Source organism: Flavimaribacter sediminis (assembly GCF_019492055.1).
Taxonomy (GTDB): Bacteria; Pseudomonadota; Alphaproteobacteria; order Rhizobiales; family Rhizobiaceae; genus Flavimaribacter; species Flavimaribacter sediminis.
Map to the genome: position 1 here is coordinate 462840 of NZ_JAICBX010000004.1, position 21975 is coordinate 484814.

The following is a 21975-nucleotide window of genomic DNA, read 5'->3' on the forward strand; positions in this document are numbered from 1 at the left end:
GGGTTTAACGGTCTTGCGATCGATATCAGTTTGTCTCCTGGGTTACTTCCGCAACCTGACCTTCATTCGATACAAGGCAACGCCACGGCGTCTTTTCAGCGCCCACGCCAACCGTCACGATGGAATTCGCTTCCGAATACTCGGCCCCGATAACGTCGGTTTCGGTGGCGGACGCCTCCATCTGAACAGCATTGAGGCACGCGTCCACTGCGACGTCGGGAACGTTCGAGGCCATTGCGGCGTCAGAGGAAATCGATCCCGTTACTGTGTTGTCGGACGCGTCGGGCACCGGTTCGGTCGTTTCCATGGCCGAAGTCGTTTCGCTTGTTACAGGCTGGTCGGTCGAACTTGTCTCCGTCTCGCCGGAATCAGAGCACGCCGCCAGTCCGAGCAGCAGTGACGCGAAAGTAATTGTTGCGATATTTCTCATTGGATCACCCTTTCGGTTATTCGCACTTGAAACTTCCGTACGACTGAAGGGTTCCGCAATTCTGGGGCGATTCGATGCCTGGAATGATCACCTATGGTATGCGTCTTAAATATTGTGAGAACGCCATTGTGATATCTGCATAAGACTTTGGAAACAAATCCCGATACAAGTACCTGTACAGACAAGTATAAGTCGATTTGACCCGGCTTGGCTTAAAAAGAACGGAACGATGACTATACAGGCGCGGCTTGGCGGCAAATACAGCAGGTACGAACACGGTTTCGGCTGCGTTTGTCATTCGCCGGAATTCCTGCGGATCAATGACCGGCTGCTCAAGGGGATTTCCCGGCGCTCGGCGCTGAAGGGCGTCGTCGCCTCGTTGGCCGCAGCGCCGTTCACTCCGCCGCTGGCTGCGGCGCAACCAGATAGACGTCCGCTCCTGTTTACCGATATGCGGGTTTTTGACGGACATTCGGACGCTTTGTTGGAAGGCGTGAACGTACTTGTCTCGGGCAATAGAATTGAGGCGCTGGTGCCGGCGGGAGAGGCGGTAGGCGACGCGCGCGTCATCAGCGGAGCCGGGCGCGTGATGATGCCGGGACTGATCGATGCCCATTGGCATTCGATCATGGCGGCCATTCCGCAGGTTGTCGCGCTGACCGCCGATATCACCTATGTCCATTACGTCGCTGGTGAAGAGGCCGGACGCACTTTGATGCGCGGCTTTACCACCATCCGGGACGTCGGCGGCCCGTCCTTTGCCCTGAAACGCGCGATCGACGAGCAGATTGTTATGGGGCCGCGCATTTTTCCCTCGGGTGCGATGATTTCGCAGACCTCCGGTCATGGCGATTTCCGGTTTCGCAACGAGATACCCCGTAGCGCGCAGTCTGGCCTGAGCGCTGCGGAGGCGGCCGGCATTTCCGCGATCGCCGACGGAGATGCGGAAGTGTTGCGCAGGACACGTGAGCAGCTTGCGCTCGGCGCGAGCCAGATCAAGATCATGGTGGGCGGCGGCGTCTCGTCGCTGTTCGACCCGATCGATTCAACCCAGTTGCGGCCGGAGGAGATCCGGGCCGCTGTTGACGCAGCCGCTGATTGGGGCACCTATGTGTGCAGCCATGTCTATACATCAAAGGGTATCAATCGGGCGATCGACAATGGCGTCAGGAGCATAGAGCATGGTCAACTCGCCGACGAGGACACTGTGCGGCGTATGGCCGACACGGACACCTGGTGGAGCTTGCAGCCGTTTCTTGCCGATGAGGACGCCAATCCAAAGCAGTTGCCCGAGCAAAGGGAGCAGCAGAAGATGATCGCGGAAGGGACGATGCGGGCTTTCGAACTCGGACAGAAACACAAAGCGAATATGGCCTGGGGCACAGATATCCTTTTTGATCCCGCAAAAACCTCCACCCAGGGCAAGCAACTGGCGAAGATTTCCCGGTGGTTTTCTAACGTCGACGTTCTGAAGATGGGCACTAGCCGGAACGCCGAACTGCTGGGTCTCTCAGGCCCCAGAAATCCCTATCCTGGCAAACTGGGCGTGATCGAGGCCGGAGCGCTGGCGGATCTTCTGATCGTCGACGGAAACCCGCTCGATAACATCAATCTGATCGCCGATCCCGAAACAAACTTCCTGATGATCATGAAGGACGGCAGGATTTACAAGGACGCAATGCCTGCTTGACGTTCACGCCGTCTGTGCTTCCTGCATTTCCCGGACGCTCTTGAGAACGTAGCGCTTCGGCAGCAGCGGCGCGATCCACATCATGATCTGGCGCTTTCGCGTCACGCCGGCAAAGACGTTGAGTTCGCCGCGCAGCATCGCCTCGTAACCGGTTAAGGCGACGTCGGCCGCCGGCGTCGTTTGATTAAAAAGGGATGTCTTGTCCATCCCGGCCGTTTTCGCGAACTCGCTCGCGGTCGCGCCAGGCAACAGCGTCGTCACGGTTACGGACGTGTCGCTGATTTCCTCGGCGATGGCGTTGCCAAGATACATGACGAAGGCCTTCGTTGCGAAATAGGTCGCCTGCAAGGGGCCTGGCGTCAGGGCCGCGGTGGAGGCGACATTCAGAATGCGTCCGGAATTCCGCGCGACGAATCCGGGCAGGAAAAGCCGGGTCAGCGCCGCAAGGGCCACGACATTGACCTGTATCATGGAGCGATTGTCTTCCCAGTCGAGTTCATGGAACTTGCCGCGATGGCCAAACCCCGCATTGTTGATCAGGAAGGAAAGGTCGATGTTTTCGGCCGTCACCTTGTCAAATATGCGCTGTGGCGCGTCCTCGTCATTGAGATCCTCGGCCAGAACGAGCACTTGCGCGCCATGTCTGGATTCGAGCTCTTCCTTCAAAACGTTCAGTTTGTCCGTGCGACGGGCGACAAGAACAAGGTCTCCGCCGCGGCTCGCATGCAGCCGGGCCATTTCCTCGCCAATGCCGCTGGATGCGCCGGTGATCAGGGCCGTATTTTTCATTGCTGGAATCCTTGAATCGAGTAGAAAGCGAATTTCCATTCGGTTTTGACATGGCGCGCTTTCGCTGTCAATAAAACCGAACATGAATTCTGTTTTGGTGTGATCATGACCGAAAACCGCTGGATATCGGAACTTCACTGGCGCCGCGCAGGGCAGCAGTCGCGCAGCGAACGCACGCAGTCGGCGCTGCTGGACGCGGCGGAGGCCCTGATTTTCGAGAAAGGCACCGAAGCGACATCGATCGCCGATATCGCCGCAAAGGCCGGATTTTCAGTGGGCGCCGTCTATCATCATTTCAAGGACAAGAAAGCGTTGTTCCTGGCGCTTTTTGATCGAATGACCGACGCCTACGAGGCGCTCAACGCCAAAGCCTCGGATCCCGAGATATGGCGAGGGGCCACCGTGCTTGACCTGTTCCGCGGCTACATGGAGATAACCCTGAACGCTGCGAGGGAGGATCCAGCGGCCAAGGCCGCTGTATCCGCGGTTGTCGCGGACTATCCCGAACTGGCCGCGCACTACGCCGAAATACAGGGCAATTCCCGCCGTGCGCTGCTGAAACTCGTTCTTGCCCGTCGAGAGGAGATCGGCGTCGCCGACGCCGAAGAGGCGGCTGCATTCGCAATCGACCAGATATCCGCCATGCTCAGGTCGTGCATTGATCCCGCCCAACGCCCTGCTGCGCTTCAGCCCATCGACGATGAGACCTTCATGCGCAATGCTCTGAGAATGATCGCCGCATGTCTGGATCTGCAGCCGGCTGGGTGACCGGAACCGGAAGATGGGATGGGATCCGGTTCCGGTAGCGCAGCCCGGCGTATCGCCGGACGGCGCTGTTGATATGGCCGGGTCAGGCGGCCTTTTTGTTGAGCTTGTCTTCGGCGAGCCGGGTAAGCTTGGCGTCAGCGCTCTTTTCTTCCTCGATATTGTCGCGCAGCGGACTGATCGCGTCTTCATACCCGAGAAGCTTCGCCCAGGTCAGCAGCGTGCCGTAGCGCGTGATCTCGTAATGTTCGACCGCCTGTGCGGCGGCGATCAGCGCGGCGTCAAGCGTTTCCGGGTCCTCGATTTCCTTGATCAGTTCCTCGGCTTCCTTGACGATGCCTTCGATCGCCGGGCATTCCTCGGAAGAGGGCTTCTTGCCGATGAGTTCGAACACCGTTTTCAGCCGTTCGATCTGTCCCTCGGTTTCCGCGCGGTGGTCCTTGAACAGCTTTCCAAGCGAAGCGTTGCTGCTCTTCTCGATCATTGTAGGCAACTTCTTGTGAATGAAGTTCTCCGCGAAATACACATCCTGAAGCGTGTGTTCGAACAGGTCTTCCAGGTTCTTGAGAGCCATGCCGTGTTTCCTTTCCCGTTTGGGGGTGCAGTCCTGGCCTTAAGAATGCGAGAACGTGATTTTGGTTCCACGAAAGAGGGAGGAGAGACCGCAGGAAGTATTGCAACCAGAAGGTGTTTTGTGAAAAGCTTGAATTCGCAAACAGCTAAAGGATCTTATATATGGGGCTCGATTGCGTGCCTTTGGGCGCTGCGAAACCGGAGTTCAGGGATGAATGGGAGAGCATCATGAACGATCTCTACCGCAACCCGGAAATTTCGGATCAGATGCAGGCGAGGTTGCTCGAAATTTCGATCGAACCCGGAGAGACGATAGGCGCTCCGGTCGTCGGGAGAGATCCGGAGGCCGACGCCTGGGCGCTGCAAAACAAATCGGCCGACAGCGATCTCCCGGATGCAGAGTTCCTTGAGGAACATAAGGGTAACAGGGTTTTCGCGCTCCTTGACCTTTCGGACGGTATACCAAATTACTCGAACGCCGGAGCATATGATGGTATTGATCGCTGTTCCTTTCGCGGTTCATTTCTCGAAGACTGTGAGGACATCATCGGAAGCGACCTTTTGAAAAAGGCCTGGACAGATGTCATGCGGCCCGAAGATGCGAACGACTATGGGAACCAGTTGCTGGAAGCTGCAGAACAGTTTCGCAATTCCGGCGAACGGCGCCAATTATCATCAGGGTTTTTGGCCAAAATGTTCGGCCGGCGGAAACGGGCGCAAATTGCGAACATGCCGGATGAGGAAAAACTGGAAGTAATCGAATCAGCCGGAAAATGGTATCGATACTGGGGAGGGCGCGGTCACCCGATATGGGCTTTTTACTAGGCCCCTTTGTAATGCGGCCATGACTGACGGATTAATAGCCACTGCGTCAGTAGTAATTCGGCCATCGAGCTTGGAGGTGGGCGCATGAGATTTGTGTTTTACTCGGAACTGTCGTTTTTGGGTTGCGCCAGATGCCCGGACTATATAAGGGTTTGCGCGGCTCGGAGCGTAGCGCAGCCCGGTAGCGCACTTGACTGGGGGTCAAGGGGTCGTGGGTTCGAATCCCGCCGCTCCGACCAAAAAACCAAGTGTACAGCCCAAAGACATAGTAACAGATCGTACCTAAGACATGGGTGACAACCTCGTGCCGAACGGTGTGTCGATCGTCTGCTATGTTCTTAGCTCCAGACCGATATATCCCAAGTCCTTGAACGTCGATTTGAAACGTCGCCGCCCTACGGAACCCGGCTTTTCTGGCCGACCTGTCGCAGCATGACCTTGACGCCGCCTTCGGCACGGACCTAGATTTCATCCCGAAGCGCACTGAGAGGCGTTTCGGGAGGAAATCGCGATGACTTCGATCAAGCTCTTTCGGGGCCGGTTCGGCCATGTCTCTGTGCTTAACGTCGCCAGCGATCTGGTGACACACGCGCATCCGGAAGCCCACATCATCATCTGGCTCGAAGGCGCAGCCGGCAGGATGGCCATTGGCGGCGAGACCGTGTTGCTTGGACCCGGCGTCGCCGCCGGCGTCAATTCCCTTGTTCCGCACAGCCATGCCTTTTCCGCCGCCGAATGTCCGGGAGTTTTCCTTGCCTTCTACATCAACCCGGAATGGGCGGAGCGCCAGTACGGTTTGGCGGACGGGGCGCCGCTTTTCACCAATTCCGCGATCGATCTGGGCGACTGGCTCTACAATGACGCAGTTCATCTCGAACGGCGTCTGCGCATCGATGCTTCCGAAGACGAGGGCGTTGAAAGCCAAATCACGAAGCTGATCGACAAGGTGGTCGCCGCCGCCCGGTGCGCGCGTAACCGGGCGCGATGGGCGGGCGGTCCTGTGTCTGCGCGTGATTTTCGCGTAAGCAAGGCGGTCGAACTGATGAAAGCGAACATTTGCGAGCGCATTTGCTTTGATGACGTCGCGCGAAAGGTCGGCATGTCGCGGGCGCACTTTTTTGCCCTCTTCAAGGAACAGACCCGGCTGACGCCGAATGTCTATTGGAATATGTTGCGCATGGAAGAGGCGCGGCGCCAGCTGCAGAGCTCGCCGGATCCGCTCATCTCGGTCGCCTGCAACCTCGGTTTCACGACGCAGGGCAATTTTTCCCGGTTTTTCCGGGATCATGTAGGTGTTCCACCCATCCAGTACCGTGAGGCGGCGCGCAGCCAGCACTAGTGGAGCAAATTTGACATTTGAGTCCCGCAAGACGCGAACTCGTTTTCAAATGTCAAATTTGAAGCTCCACTAGAAATATAATCTGGCTAGTGGTCCTGAAGATTCCGACATTTGCTGCAGGACGAGCAGCATTAGGATGCAAATGTCGGAATCGGACCACTAGTTTAGAGCGGTTCGATTTTCCGACTGATTGATAAGGCGCGAAGACGCTTTGATAAGCGCGGCAATTTTGGCGCGCTATGGTTTTGCCAATGTGAATTCATGAGGGCAAGAATCCATGGCAACAATCACTGTCTCCAGCATCATCGATGCGCCGGTCGAAAAGGTTTGGGCGCGCATCCGGGATTTCAACGGATTGCCCGAATGGCATCCGCGCATGGTGGAGAGCCACATCGAAGATGGAAAATCCGCTACGGAAATCGGCTGCGTGCGCAACTTCACGCTGGCGAGCGGTCCGAAGCTGCGTGAACAACTGACCGCCTTCTCGGACGACGACTATCTGGTGAGCTATTCGATCCTCGAAACGCCCCAGCCGATCACCAACCACAGCGCCACGTTGCAATTGCGCAGGGTCACCGACGGCGATCGGACCTTCGCCGAATGGACGGCTACTTTCGACGCGCCCGAGGAGGAGGCGGACAAGGTGGCGGCCGGAATGGGCGCCAACGTCTTCCAGGGCGGGTTCAACGCGTTGCAGGACCATTTCACCGGCAAATCCTGATCTCTCGGAAGGGTGCGACATGTCGCTCGCTGTTCAGACATACTCATTGGTTCGGGACGCGTCCGACGCAATGAAGCCAGACGGAATACGCTATCTCGGCGGCGGTACGCTGGTGGTGCGGGCGGTCAACGAGGGCGACGTTTCCATCACGGGATATGTGCGCTCGACGGCTCCGGGGCTACGGACCATTGATATCGTCGAAGGCAGGGCGACCATCGGCGCTTCGGTTACAATGGCGGCCGTTCTGGCCAACGCCGGTCTTGCCGGTCTCCATCCCGTTGCGAAAGCCGTTGGAGGCCCGGCCGTTCGCAACATGGCGACGGTCGGCGGCAATCTGTTTGCGCCGGCGCCCTATGGCGATTTCACCGTCGGGCTGCTGGCGCTGGACGCAACGGTCCACGGCGCTGACGGTGAATCGCCGATCGAAGACTTCCTTGCCGGCCGGGATGACAGGCGTAAGCGCGGCATCGTCACGGCGGTGAGCCTTGATGTTCCGTCCGCTGGTGTTCTGCGATTTCTGAAGGTTTCGCGGGTGAAGCCCAGAGGTGTTTCCGTCGTAACGATCGCAGCCGCGCTGGCGCTGGATGACGCAGGCAAGGTCAAGTCCGCCCGGATCGCGCTCGGCTGCATGGCGGACCGTCCGATACGCGCCCAAGCCGCCGAACAGGCGCTGATCGGTTGCAAGTTGGAGAAGGACGATATCCGCGATGCAGTCGCGGTCATCGGAGAGGGAACGAACCCGATTACCGATCCGGTCGCCAGCGCCTGGTATCGCAGCGAGGTGTTGCCGGTGCATTTCAGTCGACTTTTGCTCGGCTGAGAAAAAAGGAGGTGTTCGGCGGAATGCTTGCCGGAACACGAGGAGGAGAAATGGCCAGAGTTCCCGTTCAGTTCACGCTCAACGGCCAGGAGAGGGCCGAGTTCGTTGAAAGCGGCGTCACGTTGCTGCATGCCTTGCGCGACACGATGGGCGACACGTCGCCGAAAGGCGGCTGCCAGCAAGGCGCATGCGGCGCCTGTTCCGTGATTGTCGATGGCGAACTGAGACTGAGCTGCCTCACGCTGGCGGAAACATGCGAGGGCGCTTCCATCGAAACCGCCGCCGGTCTTGCCAGTGAAGGCGTCCTGCATCCGTTGCAACGCGCCATCGTCGACGGTTTCGCCGCCCAGTGCGGCTTTTGCACCCCTGGCATGATCATGGCTGCGAAAACCCTGCTCGACCATACGCCGAATCCGACCCGCGAAGACGTCATCGAGGCGATCTCCGGGAACATCTGCCGTTGCACCGGCTACGAGCCGATTATCCAGGCGGTGCTGACAGCCGCGCGATCAAATTCCCAAAAGGCCGGTTGAGGATCGACGATGGAAATTCGGAAAGTCTATTTCTCGGACGAACGCAACGACGATCTGCATGAGATCGGCCACTCGCGGACGCGTTCGGACACGCCGGGCCATGTCACAGGCAAGACGGCCTATTTCGCAGACCGTACTTTTCCCGGTCTTCTGCATCTCAAGATGGTGCGCAGTCCGCATCATCACGCCAATATCCGTTCCATCGATGTCTCCGAAGCGGAAAAACATCCAGGCGTCGTCCGCGTGCTCACCGCCAAGGATGTCCCGCATAATCTTTACACGATCCTGATCCTCATCCAGGTCGGTCCGGAGGACGAAACGGTTCTCGCCGAAAAGAAGGTAAGCTGGAAGGGAGAAGCGGTCGTTGCTGTGCTCGCCACAAGCGAGCGCGCCGCCCGGGAAGGGGCGGCGAAGGTCAAGGTTGAGTACGAGGTTCTGCCGGCCGTCTTCGACATGGAAGAAGCGCTCAAGCCGGATGCGCCGCTGGTCAACGAGCACCATCCAGGCAACTTTTATCTCTATGACAGTGGCGACCATCGCAAGGTCCGTTTCGGCGATGTGGAAGCAGGCTTCGCGATGGCCGACCACATTCTCGAGCAGACATACAATTCCTCGCCGATCGAGCAGGCGCCCCTTGAGACAACCGGGTGTATCGTCACGCCGGATGGAAACGACCGGTTTACCTGCTACACCGATACCCAAGCCATGTTCTTCACGCTGGACAACGCCTCGATCATACTGCAGATGCCCGGCCACAAACTGCACATGGTCGGCGGCACCGTAGGCGGAGGCTTCGGCGGGAAGGTCGATGTCATCGTCGAGCCAATCGCCATTCTCGCCGCGAAAGTGACCGGCAGACCGGTCTCTTTCATCTACAGCCGGGAGGAGGAGATGCAGATTTCCTCGCCACGCGCCGCCGAAAGGATCGTGATCAGGGACGGGGTGATGAATGACGGTCGCCTGGTCGCCCGCAAGGTCACCGGTTACACCGACGCCGGCGCCTATTCTCGCCATTCGCCCTACGGCGCCCAGAAAGGGGCCGCGCACTACCCCGGTCCCTACACAGTCGAAAATGTCTGGATCGATACATACTGCGTCTACACCAACCGGACGCCGTCGAGCGCGATGCGCGGATTCGGCGTGACGATCGCCGATTTCGCCCTGGAAGTTCAGATGGACAAGCTTGCCCGGCTTATCGGTATGGATCCCCTGGAATTCCGCTTCATCAACGCCTATCGCGACGGCGACATGAAGGCGCATCGACAGCCGACCGAGGGGGCGGCGCTGATCGAATGCATGCAGGAGGCTTCGCGCGTCGCCGACTGGCCGGTCGCCGATCGCTTTTACGAGATGTCCTCGCGCAGCAGGGAGGCGTGACATGGCTTTGAAACGGGGTCGCGGCGTTGCGGCCATCAACTATCCGACCGGCATGAATCTGGGCGGCGATCCGAGCCAGGCGCTGGTCCATTCCACGCCGACAGGCAGTTTCATGGTGACCCTGTCGAGCGTCGATCTGGGTCAGGGACTGAGGCAGGTCATGTCGCAGATTTGCGCCGAAACGATTGGCGTGCCGACCGAGGCCGTCACCATTGATACGGCCGATACCGATACCGGTCCGCATTGCATGGGAACATTCGCATCGCGCGGCACCCACCGCATTGGAAACGCCATCGTGCAGGCGGCCCGGGAAGCCCGTGATGTCATGCTGGAAGTCGCGGCGGAAGAGCTCGAAGTCGACGCCGGCGATCTCGACACGGACGGGACAGGCAATATTCACGTGAAGGGCGCGCCACAGAAGTCGATATCTGTTTTCGATACCGCGCTCGCAGCGCACTTCAAACACGGCAGATCGATATCGGGACGCGGCATGTTCCTTGTCCCGCGGTCTTTTCCGGAAACCGAGACCGGCGCCATGAAACCGGCGACATGCTACGCCCATGCCTGTGTCGTCGCGGATGTCGAGGTCGACGACGAGACCGGTGATGTCACGGTGCTTTCGGTCAAGAATGTCTATGATGTCGGTCGTGCGCTGAACCCTAAGATGGTCGAGCAGCAGCTCGTCGGCGGGTCGTGGATGGGCATCAGCCACGCGCTTTATGAAACGACCGAGCCCTATTATCCGGATCGCGACCATGGCGGAACCGATTTCAACCAGTATCTCATGCCGGGGCCGGGGAATCTCGCGGATACCGAGACGATCGTGATCGAGCGTCCGGCGACAGACGGTCCGTACGGCGCCAAGGGCGTTGGAGAGATGTGCGCCAATCCGCAGATACCGGCGGTCGCGAACGCCATTTTCGATGCGGTCGGCGTTCGCGTCGACACCATGCCGATCACGCCGGAGAGGGTGTTGCGGGCACTGAAGGCCCGGTCGCAAGCGGCGCCGGCCGGCTGATGGTCATTGCGGGTTCCGACATCATGGAAACTCCGGACGAGGTCGCCAGGCATCTGTCAGAGCTGCGCTACGTTGCCGACGAAAGCCTCGCGACGGCCATTTTTCTCGCAATCCAGCTCGGCAAACCGCTTCTGATAGAGGGTCCTCCCGGCGTTGGAAAAACCGAGGCGGCCAAGGCCATGGCCGGGGCTCTCGGACGGGACCTGATCCGGCTACAGTGCTACGAAGGCATCGACGCGAGCCAGGCGCTGTACGAGTGGAATTACCAGCGCCAGTTGCTCGCACTTCGCCAGGCCGGCGACGCCGAGGTCGATCTCTACGACGATCGCTTCCTCATCGCGCGACCTTTGCTGCAGGTTCTGAGATCACCCGAGAGCTGCGTGCTGCTCGTCGACGAGATCGATCGGTCCGACCACGAATTTGAGGCTCTGTTGCTCGAATTCCTGGCGGACTTTCAGATCTCCATTCCCGAACGCGGGACGATCCGGGCGGTGTCCCGACCCCTGGTGCTTTTGACCTCGAACCGCACCCGGGAGTTGGCGGAAGCGCTGCGGCGGCGCTGCGTTTATCACTGGATCGACTATCCGGACGCCGGGCGCGAGGCGCAAATCATCATGCTTCGCAGTGGTCACGTGGCAAGGACCACGGCGGCAGCCGTCGCCGCTGCGGTGCGCGATATACGCGCGCGGCCGCTGGCCAAGCCGCCGGGCATCGCCGAGGCGGTTGACTGGGCCAACGCCGCGACGATCCTCGAAAAGGGCGGCAGCCCATGGCCGATCGCATTGCGCCGCGCCGTGGGCCTCCTGATCAAGGACGAAGAAGACCTCGCCACGATCGAACCCGAACTCGAAGCTATTCTTGAAGGGACGCTTTCGTGACTCCGCCCGCCGCCTCGGATCTGCCGCAGGCAGCCGCGCCGTTTCTCGGTTTCGCACGGCTTCTTCGGCGTCACGAATTCATGGCGTCGTCGGAGCAGGCGACGACCTTCATGCAGGCGATCGCCCTCTTGGGTCCGAGGTCGGTCGATCATATCCGAGAGGCTGCGCTGGCCACGCTGGCGCCGCCGCCGGATCGGCGCGACGAATTCGATGCGCTCTTTCGCATGTGGCTGCATGGCGAGGAGCAGGTTCTCCATGCGGGAGAAGGCGAGGACGAGGAAACCGGCGTCAAGGAAAACGGTTCCAGCCTGGAACAATTGGCCCCTGAGCAAGGCGAAGCGGGCGGTGAGCATGCCTCGATCGAGGAACGGCTGACCCGACGTGAGTTTTCGGTCCGGGCAGACAGTTTGCCTGCGTTTCAGAGACAGATCGGTCACGCCCTGCCGAAACGGCGCTCGTTCCGTACAGAGATTTCCAAAACTCCGGGCGCGCTTGATCTGCGCCGGTCGCTGCGGTCCATTGTTCGCAATGGTGGTGATATCCCGTCGCCCGTTTGGCGCAAGCGCCGCCAGGCGCCGCGCAGGCTTTTGTTGCTCATCGATGTTTCTGGGTCGATGAAGCAATACACACCCGGTTTTCTTGAAATGGCGCATGCAGCCGTTCAGGGAGCGGCGCGTGTCGAGGTTTTTACCTTCGGCACACGGCTCACTCGTCTGACATCGGCGTTGCGTGTTCGCGACAGGTCAATGGCGGTCGCCCGGGCTTCATCGCTGGTCGACGACTGGGGCGGCGGAACGCGCATCGGTCCGTCTCTGCTTGCTTTTCTGTCTACGCCGCGTTTCGCCGCTCTCGCCAATGGGTCTTGTGTCGTCATCCTGTCCGATGGTCTGGAGCGCGGCGATCATGCGCCGATGGAGCTCGCGATAAGCCGCCTGCGTGGCAGGGCCTGGCGACTGACGTTCGTGACGCCCTTGGCCGGCGATCCGCGCTTTCGTCCCGAAACAGCTGCGATGAAGGCGATCCTTCCGATGCTTGACGATCTCATAGACGGCTCGTCCGTGGCGTGCGTAGCCGATTTTCTCCTGTCGCTGGCGCGATCCGCGCCTGCCGCAATATCCATCTGGCGGAGGGCTTCCTGATGCAGCCGATCATCGATTCTCATTTTCACATCTGGCGCCAGCAGGATCTGCCATGGCTGATTGGCCCCATGGTTCCACGCATATTCGGTCCATACGATCCGATCCGGCGCGACTATGGAATCGAGGAATTTCTCGCCGACCAGGAGGCCTCCGGGATTGAGAAAGCCGTCTACGTACAGACCAACTGGGCGAAGGACGACTTCGAGAAGGAAACGGCCTGGGTGCAGGAAACCGCAGACCGTACCGGTTGGCCGCACGCGATCGTAGGTTTCGCCGACATGACGGTCGACGACGTGCGCCCCCAACTGGACCGGCTTGCGAAATATTCCCTGTTGCGAGGCGTCCGCATGCAGCTTCACTGGCATGAAAACCCGGACTATCGTTTCGCTGCATCGGCCAAGCAGGTATTGGACCCAAATGTCAGGAAAAACGTGGCGTTTCTCAAGGACTACGGGCTTTCCTTCGACCTTCAGCTGTTCCCGGCGCAGATGGCCGACGGCGCGACGCTCGTCGAGGAAAATCCTGATACCCGGTTCATCCTCACCCATGTCGGTATGCTGACGGATATGGATCCGGCTACAGTGGCGGCGTGGGAGGAAGGCCTGCGACAACTAGCGGCGCATCCGAATGTCTTTGCGAAACTCTCAGGTCTCGGCACCTTCATCCATCGCAACGATCCCGAGCTGATCGATTTCATCGTTTCCCGGGCGGTCGATATATTTGGCGGCGACCGGCTTATGTTCGGTTCCAATTTCCCGATCGAGAAGCTCTGGACCGATCACAAGACCATGGTGGATTCTTACCGGGCCGCCGCTGACGAGCTGGACGAAAATGCGAAGGCGGCGATCCTTCATGACACCGCGGCGCGGGTCTATCGTCCGGCATAGTTCATGATCTTTCAGGACTGTCTTGCCAGGCTCATCCCCTCAACGATGTGTCTGTATCCTTCCCGGTAGACCTGCTCCGGGCTGTCGGCGAGGTCGCGCCAAACCTTTGTCGCCGCGGCAAGGTCTGCAAGCCCCCGACCGAACGCTTCGATCGTCAGCCAGGAATCATAGCCGATCGCATTGATTGCGGAAAAGGTCTCTGGCCAGGGGATGTTGCCTTTCCCGGGGACACCCCGGTCGTTTTCGGAGATATGGATGTGAACCACGTCTGAGGCGTTGCGCGTCAGGGCGCCGGTTGGGTCCTTCTCTTCTATATTGGCGTGGAAAGTATCGTACATGGCCTTGATGTTGGGATGATCGACCATGTGCAAGAACGAGCACAGATCATCCATCGTGTTGACCAGGTAACACTCGAAACGGTTGAGCGCCTCCAGCCCGACCGTCACCCCGACCTTCGCGGCGTGCTCCGCCACCAGCTTCTGAGTTTCGACGGCTCGTGAAATTTCGTCCGACGTGGGGCCTGCGCCGGAAAACTGCCCCAGAACGGAATGCAGCGGTCCGGACACCGTGTTGGCGCCGAGGGCGGACGTGCAATCCAGAACCCAGCGCATATGATCGACGGCCGCGGTTTGCACCGCCTTCGAAGGCGAGATCAGGTCATACTGCGGATCGCCGATAGCGCTGACCGCCGTCCGCTCCAAACCCAAGCCGTCGAGCATTTTTCCAAGATTCTCGTAGTCTGCCGTATTGCCTTCGAAAACGGGTATCTCGACGCCGTCGAACCCTGTTTCTCGAATATCTTCCAGCAGGGCTTCATGCTCCGGCCCGACACGCGTCGTCCAGAGAAACATACACATTCCGATTTTCAAGAACCTGACCCTCCCGTTCCATTTTTGGTAATACCAGATTGAGTTGAGCTCCGCCAGCCGGGAAAAACGGATAACTTGCCGAATGCACTGGTAAACAGCTGAAACGTGTAGACTTGAAGGTGCGCTGCGATCTTATGTCACTTGACCACTTGTCTGAACTGCAGCAATCTGGTCTAACCAGAATTTGTTTCGTAGAATGATTTTAAACAGCACACGGTGCGGGAGGAGATTAATGCATCTGTCGACACACAACTGGATGCGCGCGGAACCGTTGGAGACGACCGTGCGCCGCATCAAGCAGTACGGCTACGAATCCATCGAGATATCCGGTGAGCCCGAACAGTATGATGTCAAGGAAACGCGCGCCCTGCTCAAGGAAACCGGCATGCGCTGCTGGGGAGCGGTGACCCTGATGCTGGGTGAACGCAACCTGGCGGCAAAAGACGAGGGGCAGCGTGCGAAATCTGTAGATTACGTGAAGTCCGTCATCACCATGGTCTCGGAGCTGGATGGCGAGATCATAACGCTTGTGCCGGCGACTGTCGGCAAGGTCGTGCCCGACGGCACTCCGGAGGAGGAGTGGGACTGGCTGGTCGATGCGACAAAGGAATGTTTCGATCATTCGCAGAAAAAAGGCGTCAAGATAGCGATCGAACCGTTGAACCGTTTCGAGACCTACGTCTTCAACCGCTGCGCACAGGCCTTGGCGCTGGCCGATGCAGTCAGTCCGGAATGCGGCGTCTGCCTCGACGCCTTCCATCTCAATATAGAAGAGAGCGACATCTACGACGCGATACGGCTGGCCGGAGACAGGCTGTTCGATTTCCATGTTGCCGACAACAATCGCTTCGCAGCAGGTCTGGGCCATCTCGACTGGCCGAAGATCGTGGGAACGTTAAAGGAAATCGGCTATGACGGCGCTCTTACCAACGAGTTCGTCGCCCCGGTCGACCGGACGCCCGCGACGATGTACCCCGACATGGTCGAAACCGATCCGGTCGATATTTCGCCGGAGCAACTGAAGTTCATTCAGGACCACGGCTCTTCGCTTCTCACCGAGAAATTCTACGCGGATCAGATGCGGATCACCGCTGAAACTCTGCTCCCGCTGATGAAGTGAGCGAATACGGACGGCTGAAGGAGATGCGATGCGGATAAAATCGGTCAATGCTCGGTGGGTGCGGATACCGATCGAGAAATCTCGCCAGCATGTCAGTGACTTCGGCCGTCTGCAGACATTCGACGCCGCCATCATCAGAATTGAAACCGAAGATGGCGTCGTCGGCTGGGGCGAAGGAAAGAACGCCGCAGGCAGCGCTGGACAGTACGCTGCGCTGGTTCACCTCATCAACGAGGAATATGCCCCGGTTCTCATCGGCCGCGATGCCTCCGACATTACGCCGATCTGGGAGAGCCTCTACTGCGGCAGCCGGTGCGAAAGCGCTGCCGCCAGGGGGCATGTGATGCCCGAGTTGTCACGTCGCGGGCTGACGGTGGCGGCCATCAGCGCCATCGATATCGCCCTGTGGGATATTCGCGGCAAGGCGCTTGGTGCGCCGGTCTGGTCCCTGCTTGGCGGCCGGTCCGCGGAAAGACTGCCAGCCTATGCTTCAGGAGGCTGGGCGGACGCGGACGGCATAGGCGATCAGCTAAAAAGCTACATCGATTCCGGCGGGTTTGGCGCGGTCAAGATGCGGGTGGGCTCGATGGACGGGGCGCCATATGTCTCGGCAGAGCGTGTTCAGGCCGCCCGCGAGGCGATCGGACCTGCAATAGACCTGATGGTGGACGCCCACGGAACCTATACCGTCGCAGAGGCCAAACGGTTCGCCAGTATGGTCGCCGACTGTGATCTCGCCTGGTTCGAGGAACCGATCACGGGGGACGACCGTTTCGGCGTCTCGGAATTCCGCGCCGCCACCCACATTCCGGTGGCGCTTGGAGAATCGGAGTGCACGCGTTTCGATTTCAGGGATCTGATCGTCTCGCGGGGGGTCGATATTCTCCAGCCGGATCCGGCGTTTTGCGGAGGAATTACCGAAGCGATGCGCATCGCGACGCTGGCTTCCGCCTTCAATTTGCGGCTGGCGCCGCATCTCTGGGCCGGCGCGCCTGCGTTTTTTGCAGGACTGCACGTTGTCGCAGCCGCGCCATCAGGGTTTATAGTGGAGTTCTCACTGGGTGCGAATCCGATGATTCACGATCTCTCCCGGGAAAAGGTGGTGGTCAAGGACGGAACGATTGCAGTTCCCGACAGGCCTGGCCTTGGCCTCGAGATCGACGAGGACGTCGTCTCCAGATTTACGGTCTGCTGATGGAGTGAATATGCAGGGACAGGAAATCCTTCCGGCGATAGCCGCCCACCTTCTGGACAGTGCGCGCGCCAATGGCGGCAAGGCTCCTTCCGAGAGACATCTGGCCGAACATTTCTCTGTCAGCCGCGGCCAGGTCCGCGAAGCTTTGGCGATCCTGGAATCAATGCAGGTGATCGAGCGCCGCGCCAAGTCCGGCATCTACGTCAACACCGACAATTCCGGCTTTGAGGCGATGGCGTTTTTTGCGCGCGCCGGTATTCCGCTCGAGAGCCGACAGATTTATGAAGCTGTTGAGGTTCGCAAGATCCACGAGATCAAGGCTGCGGAACTGGCGGCGGTTCGCGCCACAGAGGAGGATTTCGAGCGTTTGCAGGATGTGCTGGAGCGTTCCGAGCAACGGATCGCGGCCGGGGAGGGCATCGATGCGCTCGACCAGGAATTTCATCTGCAGATCGTTCGCGCCACGCAAAACACGCTTTTCCTGAGTATCTGCACGTCATTCTACGAACTCGGCCGTCAAAGGCTTAAGGTGTATTTTCGCGATCCTGATCGCAATCGAAAATCGCATGAAGAACACAAGCAGATCTACGATGCTCTGGTGAAACGGGACTCGGCGCTGACTTCGGCGCTCATGGTGTCGCATCTGCGCGGCGTGATGAGCTATTGGACCGAGTTGCTGGAACCGCAAGCGCCCGGCTCCTGACATGCCCGCGCTCTCGATCTTTTCCACGCATCCTCTGCATCCACAGGTGACCGATTCCCTTTCGGCGCTCGGCGACTACACGGTGGCGAGCGCGCCGACGCCGGAAGCCATTCTCGCCGAAAGCAGGTGCGCGGAGCTGATTGTCGTAAGGGCGCCAATCCCGCCGGAGGTGATCGAACGGGAAAGCGGGCTGCGCGCGCTCGTGCGCCATGGGGCAGGTCTCGACATGATCCCTGTCGATATCGCGACCCGGGCGGGGGTGCTGGTTGCGAATGTTCCTGGCGCCAACGCCGTCACAGTCGCCGAGCACGCCATATGGTCGGCGCTTGCGCTCCTCAGGCGCTATCCGGAAGTCAATCGCGATCTTCGCGACAACGGGTGGTCGGCAGGGCGCGCGCATGCGGACGCGGGACGTGAATTGTCGGGAAAGACAATGGGCGTCCTCGGCATGGGCAATGTCGGGAGGCAAATCGCCCGAATAGCGCATAACGGTTTCGCCATGAAGGTCATCAGTCACACGCGCCGACCGGGCAGCATGCCGGAAGAGGTGCAGGCTGTGACGTTTTCCGAACTTCTGGAAACGTCCGATATACTGGTCCTGTGCTGCCCGCTGACCGATGAAACCAGAGGCCTGATCGGCGCCCGCGCACTTCAGTCGATGCGGCAGGGGGCAATACTGATCAACGTCGCCCGTGGTCCGGTAGTTGTCGAGGAGGCGCTTCAAAACGCATTGGAGAGCGGTCGACTCGGCGGCGCGGCGATCGATGTCTTCGACACGCAGCCGCTTCCCAGGGGGCATGCGTTTTTCGATCTTCCCAACGTTATTCTGACGCCGCACATGGCCGGAATCACGGAAGAGAGCATGTTGCGCATGGGCGAGGGCGTGGTGACTGAAGCACGGCTAATCGCCGAAGGCGAGTTGCCTGTTCAACTCGTCAATCCGGACGCCGTTGCAAGATATCGCGCACGCTTCGCCTGACTACGCGACAGCCAGGTTCTGGCCCGTTTCCTTATCGAAAGTCAGCACGCGGTCCGGCTTCCAGCCAAAGCGCACCGTTTCATCACGCTGAATATGCAACCCGGCGGGAACGGTTGCGTGAAGTCGCGTCTCGCCCATATCGAGCGTGAGGATCTTTACGACGCCCTGGTCCTCGATGTCGAATATCTTTGCTTCGGCCGGAGCGCCCGGTTCCAGCACGAGATTTTCCGGTCTGACGCCAAAGGTTACCGCCGGACCGGCGCTTGCAGAGGAAGCGACCGGCAGGCTGAATCCGTTCACTTCCGCCTTGCCGTCCGAAAAGCGCCCTTCGATGAGATTCATTGGCGGAGATCCGACGGAGCGCGCGACGAATGTGTTGCGTGGGCGTTCGTAGATGTCGGAAGGAGAACCGACCTGAACCAGTCGGCCGCTTCTGAGCACGCCGATCTTGTCGCCCATCGACATCGCCTCGACCTGATCGTGGGTAACGAACAGGAAAGTGGCTCCAAGGTCCTGATGGAGTTTCTTCAACTCGACCCGCAACGACTCGCGCAATTTCGCATCCAGGGCTGATAACGGTTCGTCCATCAGAAACACCCGTGGATCGCGAACGATGGCGCGTCCGATGGAGACGCGCTGCATCTCGCCGCCGGACAGCCGCTCGACCTTGCGATCAAGCAGGTGGGTTATCTGCAACGTGTTGGCCGCGCGCTCCACGCGCCGCGCAATCTCGTCATCCTTCATCTTGCGGACTTTCGGCCGCAATGGGAATTCCAGGTTTCCGCGCACCGACAGTCGGGGATAGAGGGAATATTGCTGCAGGACGAGCGCTACGTCACGCTCCGCTGCGGTCTTGCCCACCACATCGGTGTCGCCAATGATCACCCGGCCGGAGTCCGGTTTCTCCAGCCCCGCGATGACCCTGAGCGTCGTCGTCTTGCCGGCGCCGGTGCGGCCGAGCAGGACAAAGAACTCGCCGTCCTCGACGGTCAGGCTCAACTCCTTCAGCGCGCGGGTGCCGCCGAAACGCTTTGAAACATTTTCGAGTTCGACCCGCGCCATCAGATTTCCTTTCTCAGCGACTGACCATTGCCGGCGTCGAAGAAATGCGCCCGATGGTGATCCAGTGAAACCCACATCCGCTCGCCTTCGCCGCGGGCGAAACCTGACTCGCATCGTGCGCGCAGCGTTTCATCGCCAATTCTTATGTCGACGATGTCATGGCTGCCGAGCGGCTCGACATTGGTCGTCTCGGTTTCAACGAAACCCTCTCCTCCATTGTGCGACAGGATGATGGCTTCCGGTCGGATGCCGAGTTTTGCGGGCGCTCCGTTCAGATGAGAAACCACCGCGGAGGGAACACGAAAACCTTCCGACTTGCCGATGCGGAGCAGGGCGTCCGTTCCGGCGCCTTCAACGGACACATCGGTAATGTTCATCACAGGAGAGCCGACAAACTGCGCCACGAAAAGGTTGGCGGGGTGTAGATACACCTGCTCGGGAGAATCCACCTGCTGCAGCACGCCGTCATGCATCACGACGATCCGGTCTGCGAGCGACATCGCCTCGACCTGGTCATGGGTGACGTAGACGCTGGTTGAATTGCGGGCAATGTGCAGCCGCTTTATTTCCGCGCGCATCTGCTCGCGCAGCTTGGCGTCGAGCGCGCCGATGGGCTCGTCCATCAGAAGCGCTTTCGGTCGGCGTACGAGCGCCCGGCCGATCGCCACGCGCTGCATGTCCCCGCCCGAAAGGGCCGATGGTCGTTTCGAAAGAAGGCGCTCGATACCCAGAACTTTCGCAACTTCCTTCACTTCCTTGTCGCGGTCGGACTGCGGAATCCTGACTGCGCGCAAGGGAAACGCGATGTTCTCGTAAACCGTCATGTGCGGATAGAGCGAGAACGACTGAAAGACGAAGGCTATGTCCCGGTCCGCCGCCTTGAGATCCTGGACTTCGCGTCCATCGATCGTGATCGTGCCCGACGAGACGGTTTCCAGACCTGCGATAGCGCGCAGAGTGGTTGTCTTTCCGCAGCCTGACTGGCCGAGCATGACCACGAACTCGCCGTCCGCGATTTCAAGGTTGATGTCTCTCAGCACCTGTACGGCGCCGAAGAACTTCTGGACATTCTGAAGCTTGATCTGCGCCATCAGATGAGTTCTTCCTCTTCGTCGTCCTCGACTTCAGGTTCCGGTGGAATATGCGATGTCACGAGAAATCCGATGAGGCCGAGTATCGTGATGGACAATCCGTACCGGTGCAGGACTTCGACCCACGGCTGGCAGAGGAAGATCAGTCCGGAGATCATGATCCACTGCGAAGCCGGTTCGAACCATTTTGCGTTCATTTCTCGAAAGGTCATTTCCGGATAGCTCCGAATGACATGCCTCTCAGAAGGTGATTTCTGAGCAGGAAGGTGAATATCGCCACCGGCAGCAGGAACAGGAAGGCGCCGGCTGCAATGACGCTCCAGTCAGGCAGGCCGGAACCGACCTGCGACGGAATGTAGGGCGGGGCGGTCTGCGCATTGCGGTTTGTCATCATCAGCGCGAATGCGTACTCGTTCCAGGCGATGATGAAACAGAACACCGCCGTCGCCGCGATGCCGGTCAGGGCTTCCGGCAGAACGATCTTCCAGAATGCCTGGAGGCGCGTGTAACCATCCACCAGGGCTGCTTCCTCGTACTCTTTCGGTATCTCGTCGATGAACCCCTTCATGATCCAGACGGCGAATGACAGGTTGAAGGCGGTGTAGAGGATGATCAGCCCCAGATGGGTGTCGTGCAGCCCCACCGTCCGGTACATGAGAAACATCGGAATCGCGACCACGACAGGTGGAAGCATTCGCGTACTGAGGATGAAGAACAGCCAGTCCTGTTCACCCTTCACCTTGAACCGCGAAAACCCGTATGCGGTCAGCGTCCCCATGGATACGGCAAGGAAGGTCGATATGATCGAGATGATCAGTGAGTTCTTGTATCGGTCAGCATAGCCGGACGGCGTGATATCCCCTGATCTCCGGTTGCGCACCACGTTCTCGCCGTCGTCATAAATCAGCTTTTCCCACCATGGAGCCGCTTCGTAGACTTCCTGCTCGACAGGCTCGCGCATTTGCGAGCGACGCACGAATAGCTTTGCGAAGGGCGTCAGTGTGGGCTCGAACATGACTGTCGGCGGCACGGTCGTGGCAAGACTGCGCGGCTTGAACGCGGTTGACGCAATCCAGTAGATGGGCGTCAGCATGATGATCAGCGCAACGAACACGGCGACGATCGCCACGCGGTTCATTACGACTTCGCTCTTGGTTTTCACCTCGGCCATG

Annotated in this window: 24 protein-coding genes and 1 tRNA gene; 17 read left to right on the forward strand and 8 right to left on the reverse strand. The window is 59.4% G+C overall.

Annotated features, from left to right (window positions below; translation table 11 throughout):
• Positions 1–25 precede the first annotated feature (25 nt).
• Positions 26–430, reverse strand: a complete 405-nt coding sequence (locus K1W69_RS21200; RefSeq protein WP_220230435.1) for a hypothetical protein — start codon at positions 428–430, stop codon at positions 26–28.
• Between the two features lie 229 nt (positions 431–659).
• On the opposite strand from K1W69_RS21200, the gene K1W69_RS21205 reads away from it, so the two are divergent.
• The gene (locus tag K1W69_RS21205; protein ID WP_220230436.1) at positions 660–2120 is read left to right on the forward strand and encodes a metal-dependent hydrolase family protein; all 1461 of its coding nucleotides are present in this window, start codon (positions 660–662) and stop codon (positions 2118–2120) included.
• Between the two features lie 3 nt (positions 2121–2123).
• Here the strand turns inward: K1W69_RS21205 and K1W69_RS21210 are convergent, their stop codons facing one another.
• Positions 2124–2909 (reverse strand): SDR family NAD(P)-dependent oxidoreductase, encoded by a 786-nt coding sequence (locus K1W69_RS21210; protein WP_220230437.1) that lies wholly within the window; start codon positions 2907–2909, stop codon positions 2124–2126.
• A gap of 105 nt (positions 2910–3014) precedes the next feature.
• Here K1W69_RS21210 and K1W69_RS21215 point away from each other — a divergent pair, with 105 nt between their 5' ends.
• The gene (locus K1W69_RS21215) at positions 3015–3677 is read left to right on the forward strand and encodes a TetR/AcrR family transcriptional regulator (RefSeq protein WP_220230438.1); all 663 of its coding nucleotides are present in this window, start codon (positions 3015–3017) and stop codon (positions 3675–3677) included.
• An 82-nt stretch (positions 3678–3759) separates the two neighbouring features.
• Here K1W69_RS21215 and K1W69_RS21220 read toward each other — a convergent pair whose 3' ends face one another.
• On the reverse strand, positions 3760–4248 hold the full coding sequence (locus tag K1W69_RS21220) for a YciE/YciF ferroxidase family protein (RefSeq protein ID WP_220230439.1): 489 nt from the start codon (positions 4246–4248) through the stop codon (positions 3760–3762).
• Between the two features lie 227 nt (positions 4249–4475).
• On the opposite strand from K1W69_RS21220, the gene K1W69_RS21225 reads away from it, so the two are divergent.
• From K1W69_RS21225 to K1W69_RS21275, 11 genes are all read left to right on the forward strand, one after another.
• Complete coding sequence (locus K1W69_RS21225; RefSeq protein WP_220230440.1) at positions 4476–5072, forward strand: hypothetical protein; 597 nt, start codon at positions 4476–4478, stop codon at positions 5070–5072.
• A gap of 162 nt (positions 5073–5234) precedes the next feature.
• Positions 5235–5311: transfer RNA gene (locus tag K1W69_RS21230), tRNA-Pro, on the forward strand.
• 272 nt (positions 5312–5583) lie between these two features.
• Positions 5584–6411, forward strand: coding sequence for an AraC family transcriptional regulator (locus tag K1W69_RS21235; protein ID WP_220230441.1), 828 nt, complete (start codon positions 5584–5586; stop codon positions 6409–6411).
• Between the two features lie 277 nt (positions 6412–6688).
• On the forward strand, positions 6689–7132 hold the full coding sequence (locus tag K1W69_RS21240) for an SRPBCC family protein (RefSeq protein WP_220230442.1): 444 nt from the start codon (positions 6689–6691) through the stop codon (positions 7130–7132).
• Between the two features lie 19 nt (positions 7133–7151).
• The gene (locus tag K1W69_RS21245; protein ID WP_220230443.1) at positions 7152–7952 is read left to right on the forward strand and encodes an FAD binding domain-containing protein; all 801 of its coding nucleotides are present in this window, start codon (positions 7152–7154) and stop codon (positions 7950–7952) included.
• Between the two features lie 50 nt (positions 7953–8002).
• Complete coding sequence (locus tag K1W69_RS21250; protein ID WP_220230444.1) at positions 8003–8485, forward strand: (2Fe-2S)-binding protein; 483 nt, start codon at positions 8003–8005, stop codon at positions 8483–8485.
• Positions 8486–8494: 9 nt separating this feature from the next.
• Positions 8495–9862 (forward strand): xanthine dehydrogenase family protein molybdopterin-binding subunit, encoded by a 1368-nt coding sequence (locus tag K1W69_RS21255; protein ID WP_220230445.1) that lies wholly within the window; start codon positions 8495–8497, stop codon positions 9860–9862.
• 1 nt (position 9863) lies between these two features.
• Positions 9864–10880 carry a xanthine dehydrogenase family protein molybdopterin-binding subunit gene (locus tag K1W69_RS21260; RefSeq protein WP_220230446.1) on the forward strand — a complete coding sequence of 339 codons (1017 nt, stop codon included), beginning with the start codon at positions 9864–9866 and terminating at the stop codon, positions 10878–10880.
• Positions 10880–11758, forward strand: coding sequence for an AAA family ATPase (locus K1W69_RS21265; RefSeq protein WP_220230447.1), 879 nt, complete (start codon positions 10880–10882; stop codon positions 11756–11758). Before K1W69_RS21260 ends, K1W69_RS21265 begins: the two co-directional genes overlap by 1 nt.
• The gene (locus tag K1W69_RS21270; RefSeq protein ID WP_370688285.1) at positions 11755–12897 is read left to right on the forward strand and encodes a vWA domain-containing protein; all 1143 of its coding nucleotides are present in this window, start codon (positions 11755–11757) and stop codon (positions 12895–12897) included. Before K1W69_RS21265 ends, K1W69_RS21270 begins: the two co-directional genes overlap by 4 nt.
• Complete coding sequence (locus K1W69_RS21275) at positions 12897–13784, forward strand: amidohydrolase family protein (RefSeq protein ID WP_220230448.1); 888 nt, start codon at positions 12897–12899, stop codon at positions 13782–13784. Before K1W69_RS21270 ends, K1W69_RS21275 begins: the two co-directional genes overlap by 1 nt.
• Positions 13785–13795: 11 nt before the next feature.
• On the opposite strand, the gene K1W69_RS21280 is transcribed toward K1W69_RS21275, so the two are convergent.
• Positions 13796–14653, reverse strand: a complete 858-nt coding sequence (locus K1W69_RS21280) for a sugar phosphate isomerase/epimerase family protein (RefSeq protein WP_220230449.1) — start codon at positions 14651–14653, stop codon at positions 13796–13798.
• Between the two features lie 232 nt (positions 14654–14885).
• On the opposite strand from K1W69_RS21280, the gene K1W69_RS21285 reads away from it, so the two are divergent.
• From K1W69_RS21285 to K1W69_RS21300, 4 genes are read left to right on the forward strand one after another with little or no spacing between them, the layout of a single operon-like run.
• A complete protein-coding gene (locus tag K1W69_RS21285; RefSeq protein ID WP_220230450.1) occupies positions 14886–15773 on the forward strand; it encodes a sugar phosphate isomerase/epimerase family protein in 888 nt (295 codons plus the stop codon).
• A gap of 28 nt (positions 15774–15801) precedes the next feature.
• Positions 15802–16968, forward strand: a complete 1167-nt coding sequence (locus K1W69_RS21290; protein ID WP_220230451.1) for a mandelate racemase/muconate lactonizing enzyme family protein — start codon at positions 15802–15804, stop codon at positions 16966–16968.
• Positions 16969–16978: 10 nt separating this feature from the next.
• Positions 16979–17671 (forward strand): FadR/GntR family transcriptional regulator, encoded by a 693-nt coding sequence (locus K1W69_RS21295; protein WP_220230452.1) that lies wholly within the window; start codon positions 16979–16981, stop codon positions 17669–17671.
• 1 nt (position 17672) lies between these two features.
• Positions 17673–18650 carry an NAD(P)-dependent oxidoreductase gene (locus K1W69_RS21300; protein ID WP_220230453.1) on the forward strand — a complete coding sequence of 326 codons (978 nt, stop codon included), beginning with the start codon at positions 17673–17675 and terminating at the stop codon, positions 18648–18650.
• On the opposite strand, the gene K1W69_RS21305 is transcribed toward K1W69_RS21300, so the two are convergent.
• Genes K1W69_RS21305 through K1W69_RS21320 form a run of 4 tightly spaced genes read right to left on the reverse strand, consistent with a single transcriptional unit; the run spans position 18651 to position 21974 of the window.
• The gene (locus K1W69_RS21305) at positions 18651–19712 is read right to left on the reverse strand and encodes an ABC transporter ATP-binding protein (RefSeq protein ID WP_220230454.1); all 1062 of its coding nucleotides are present in this window, start codon (positions 19710–19712) and stop codon (positions 18651–18653) included.
• Positions 19712–20803, reverse strand: coding sequence for an ABC transporter ATP-binding protein (locus K1W69_RS21310; protein ID WP_220230455.1), 1092 nt, complete (start codon positions 20801–20803; stop codon positions 19712–19714). The genes K1W69_RS21305 and K1W69_RS21310 overlap by 1 nt, the downstream gene beginning before the upstream one ends.
• Positions 20803–21015, reverse strand: coding sequence for a hypothetical protein (locus tag K1W69_RS21315; RefSeq protein WP_220230456.1), 213 nt, complete (start codon positions 21013–21015; stop codon positions 20803–20805). The genes K1W69_RS21310 and K1W69_RS21315 overlap by 1 nt, the downstream gene beginning before the upstream one ends.
• Positions 21012–21974: a carbohydrate ABC transporter permease gene (locus tag K1W69_RS21320; RefSeq protein ID WP_220230457.1), complete on the reverse strand. Its 963-nt coding sequence runs from the start codon at positions 21972–21974 to the stop codon at positions 21012–21014. The genes K1W69_RS21315 and K1W69_RS21320 overlap by 4 nt, the downstream gene beginning before the upstream one ends.
• Position 21975: the final 1 nt, after the last annotated feature.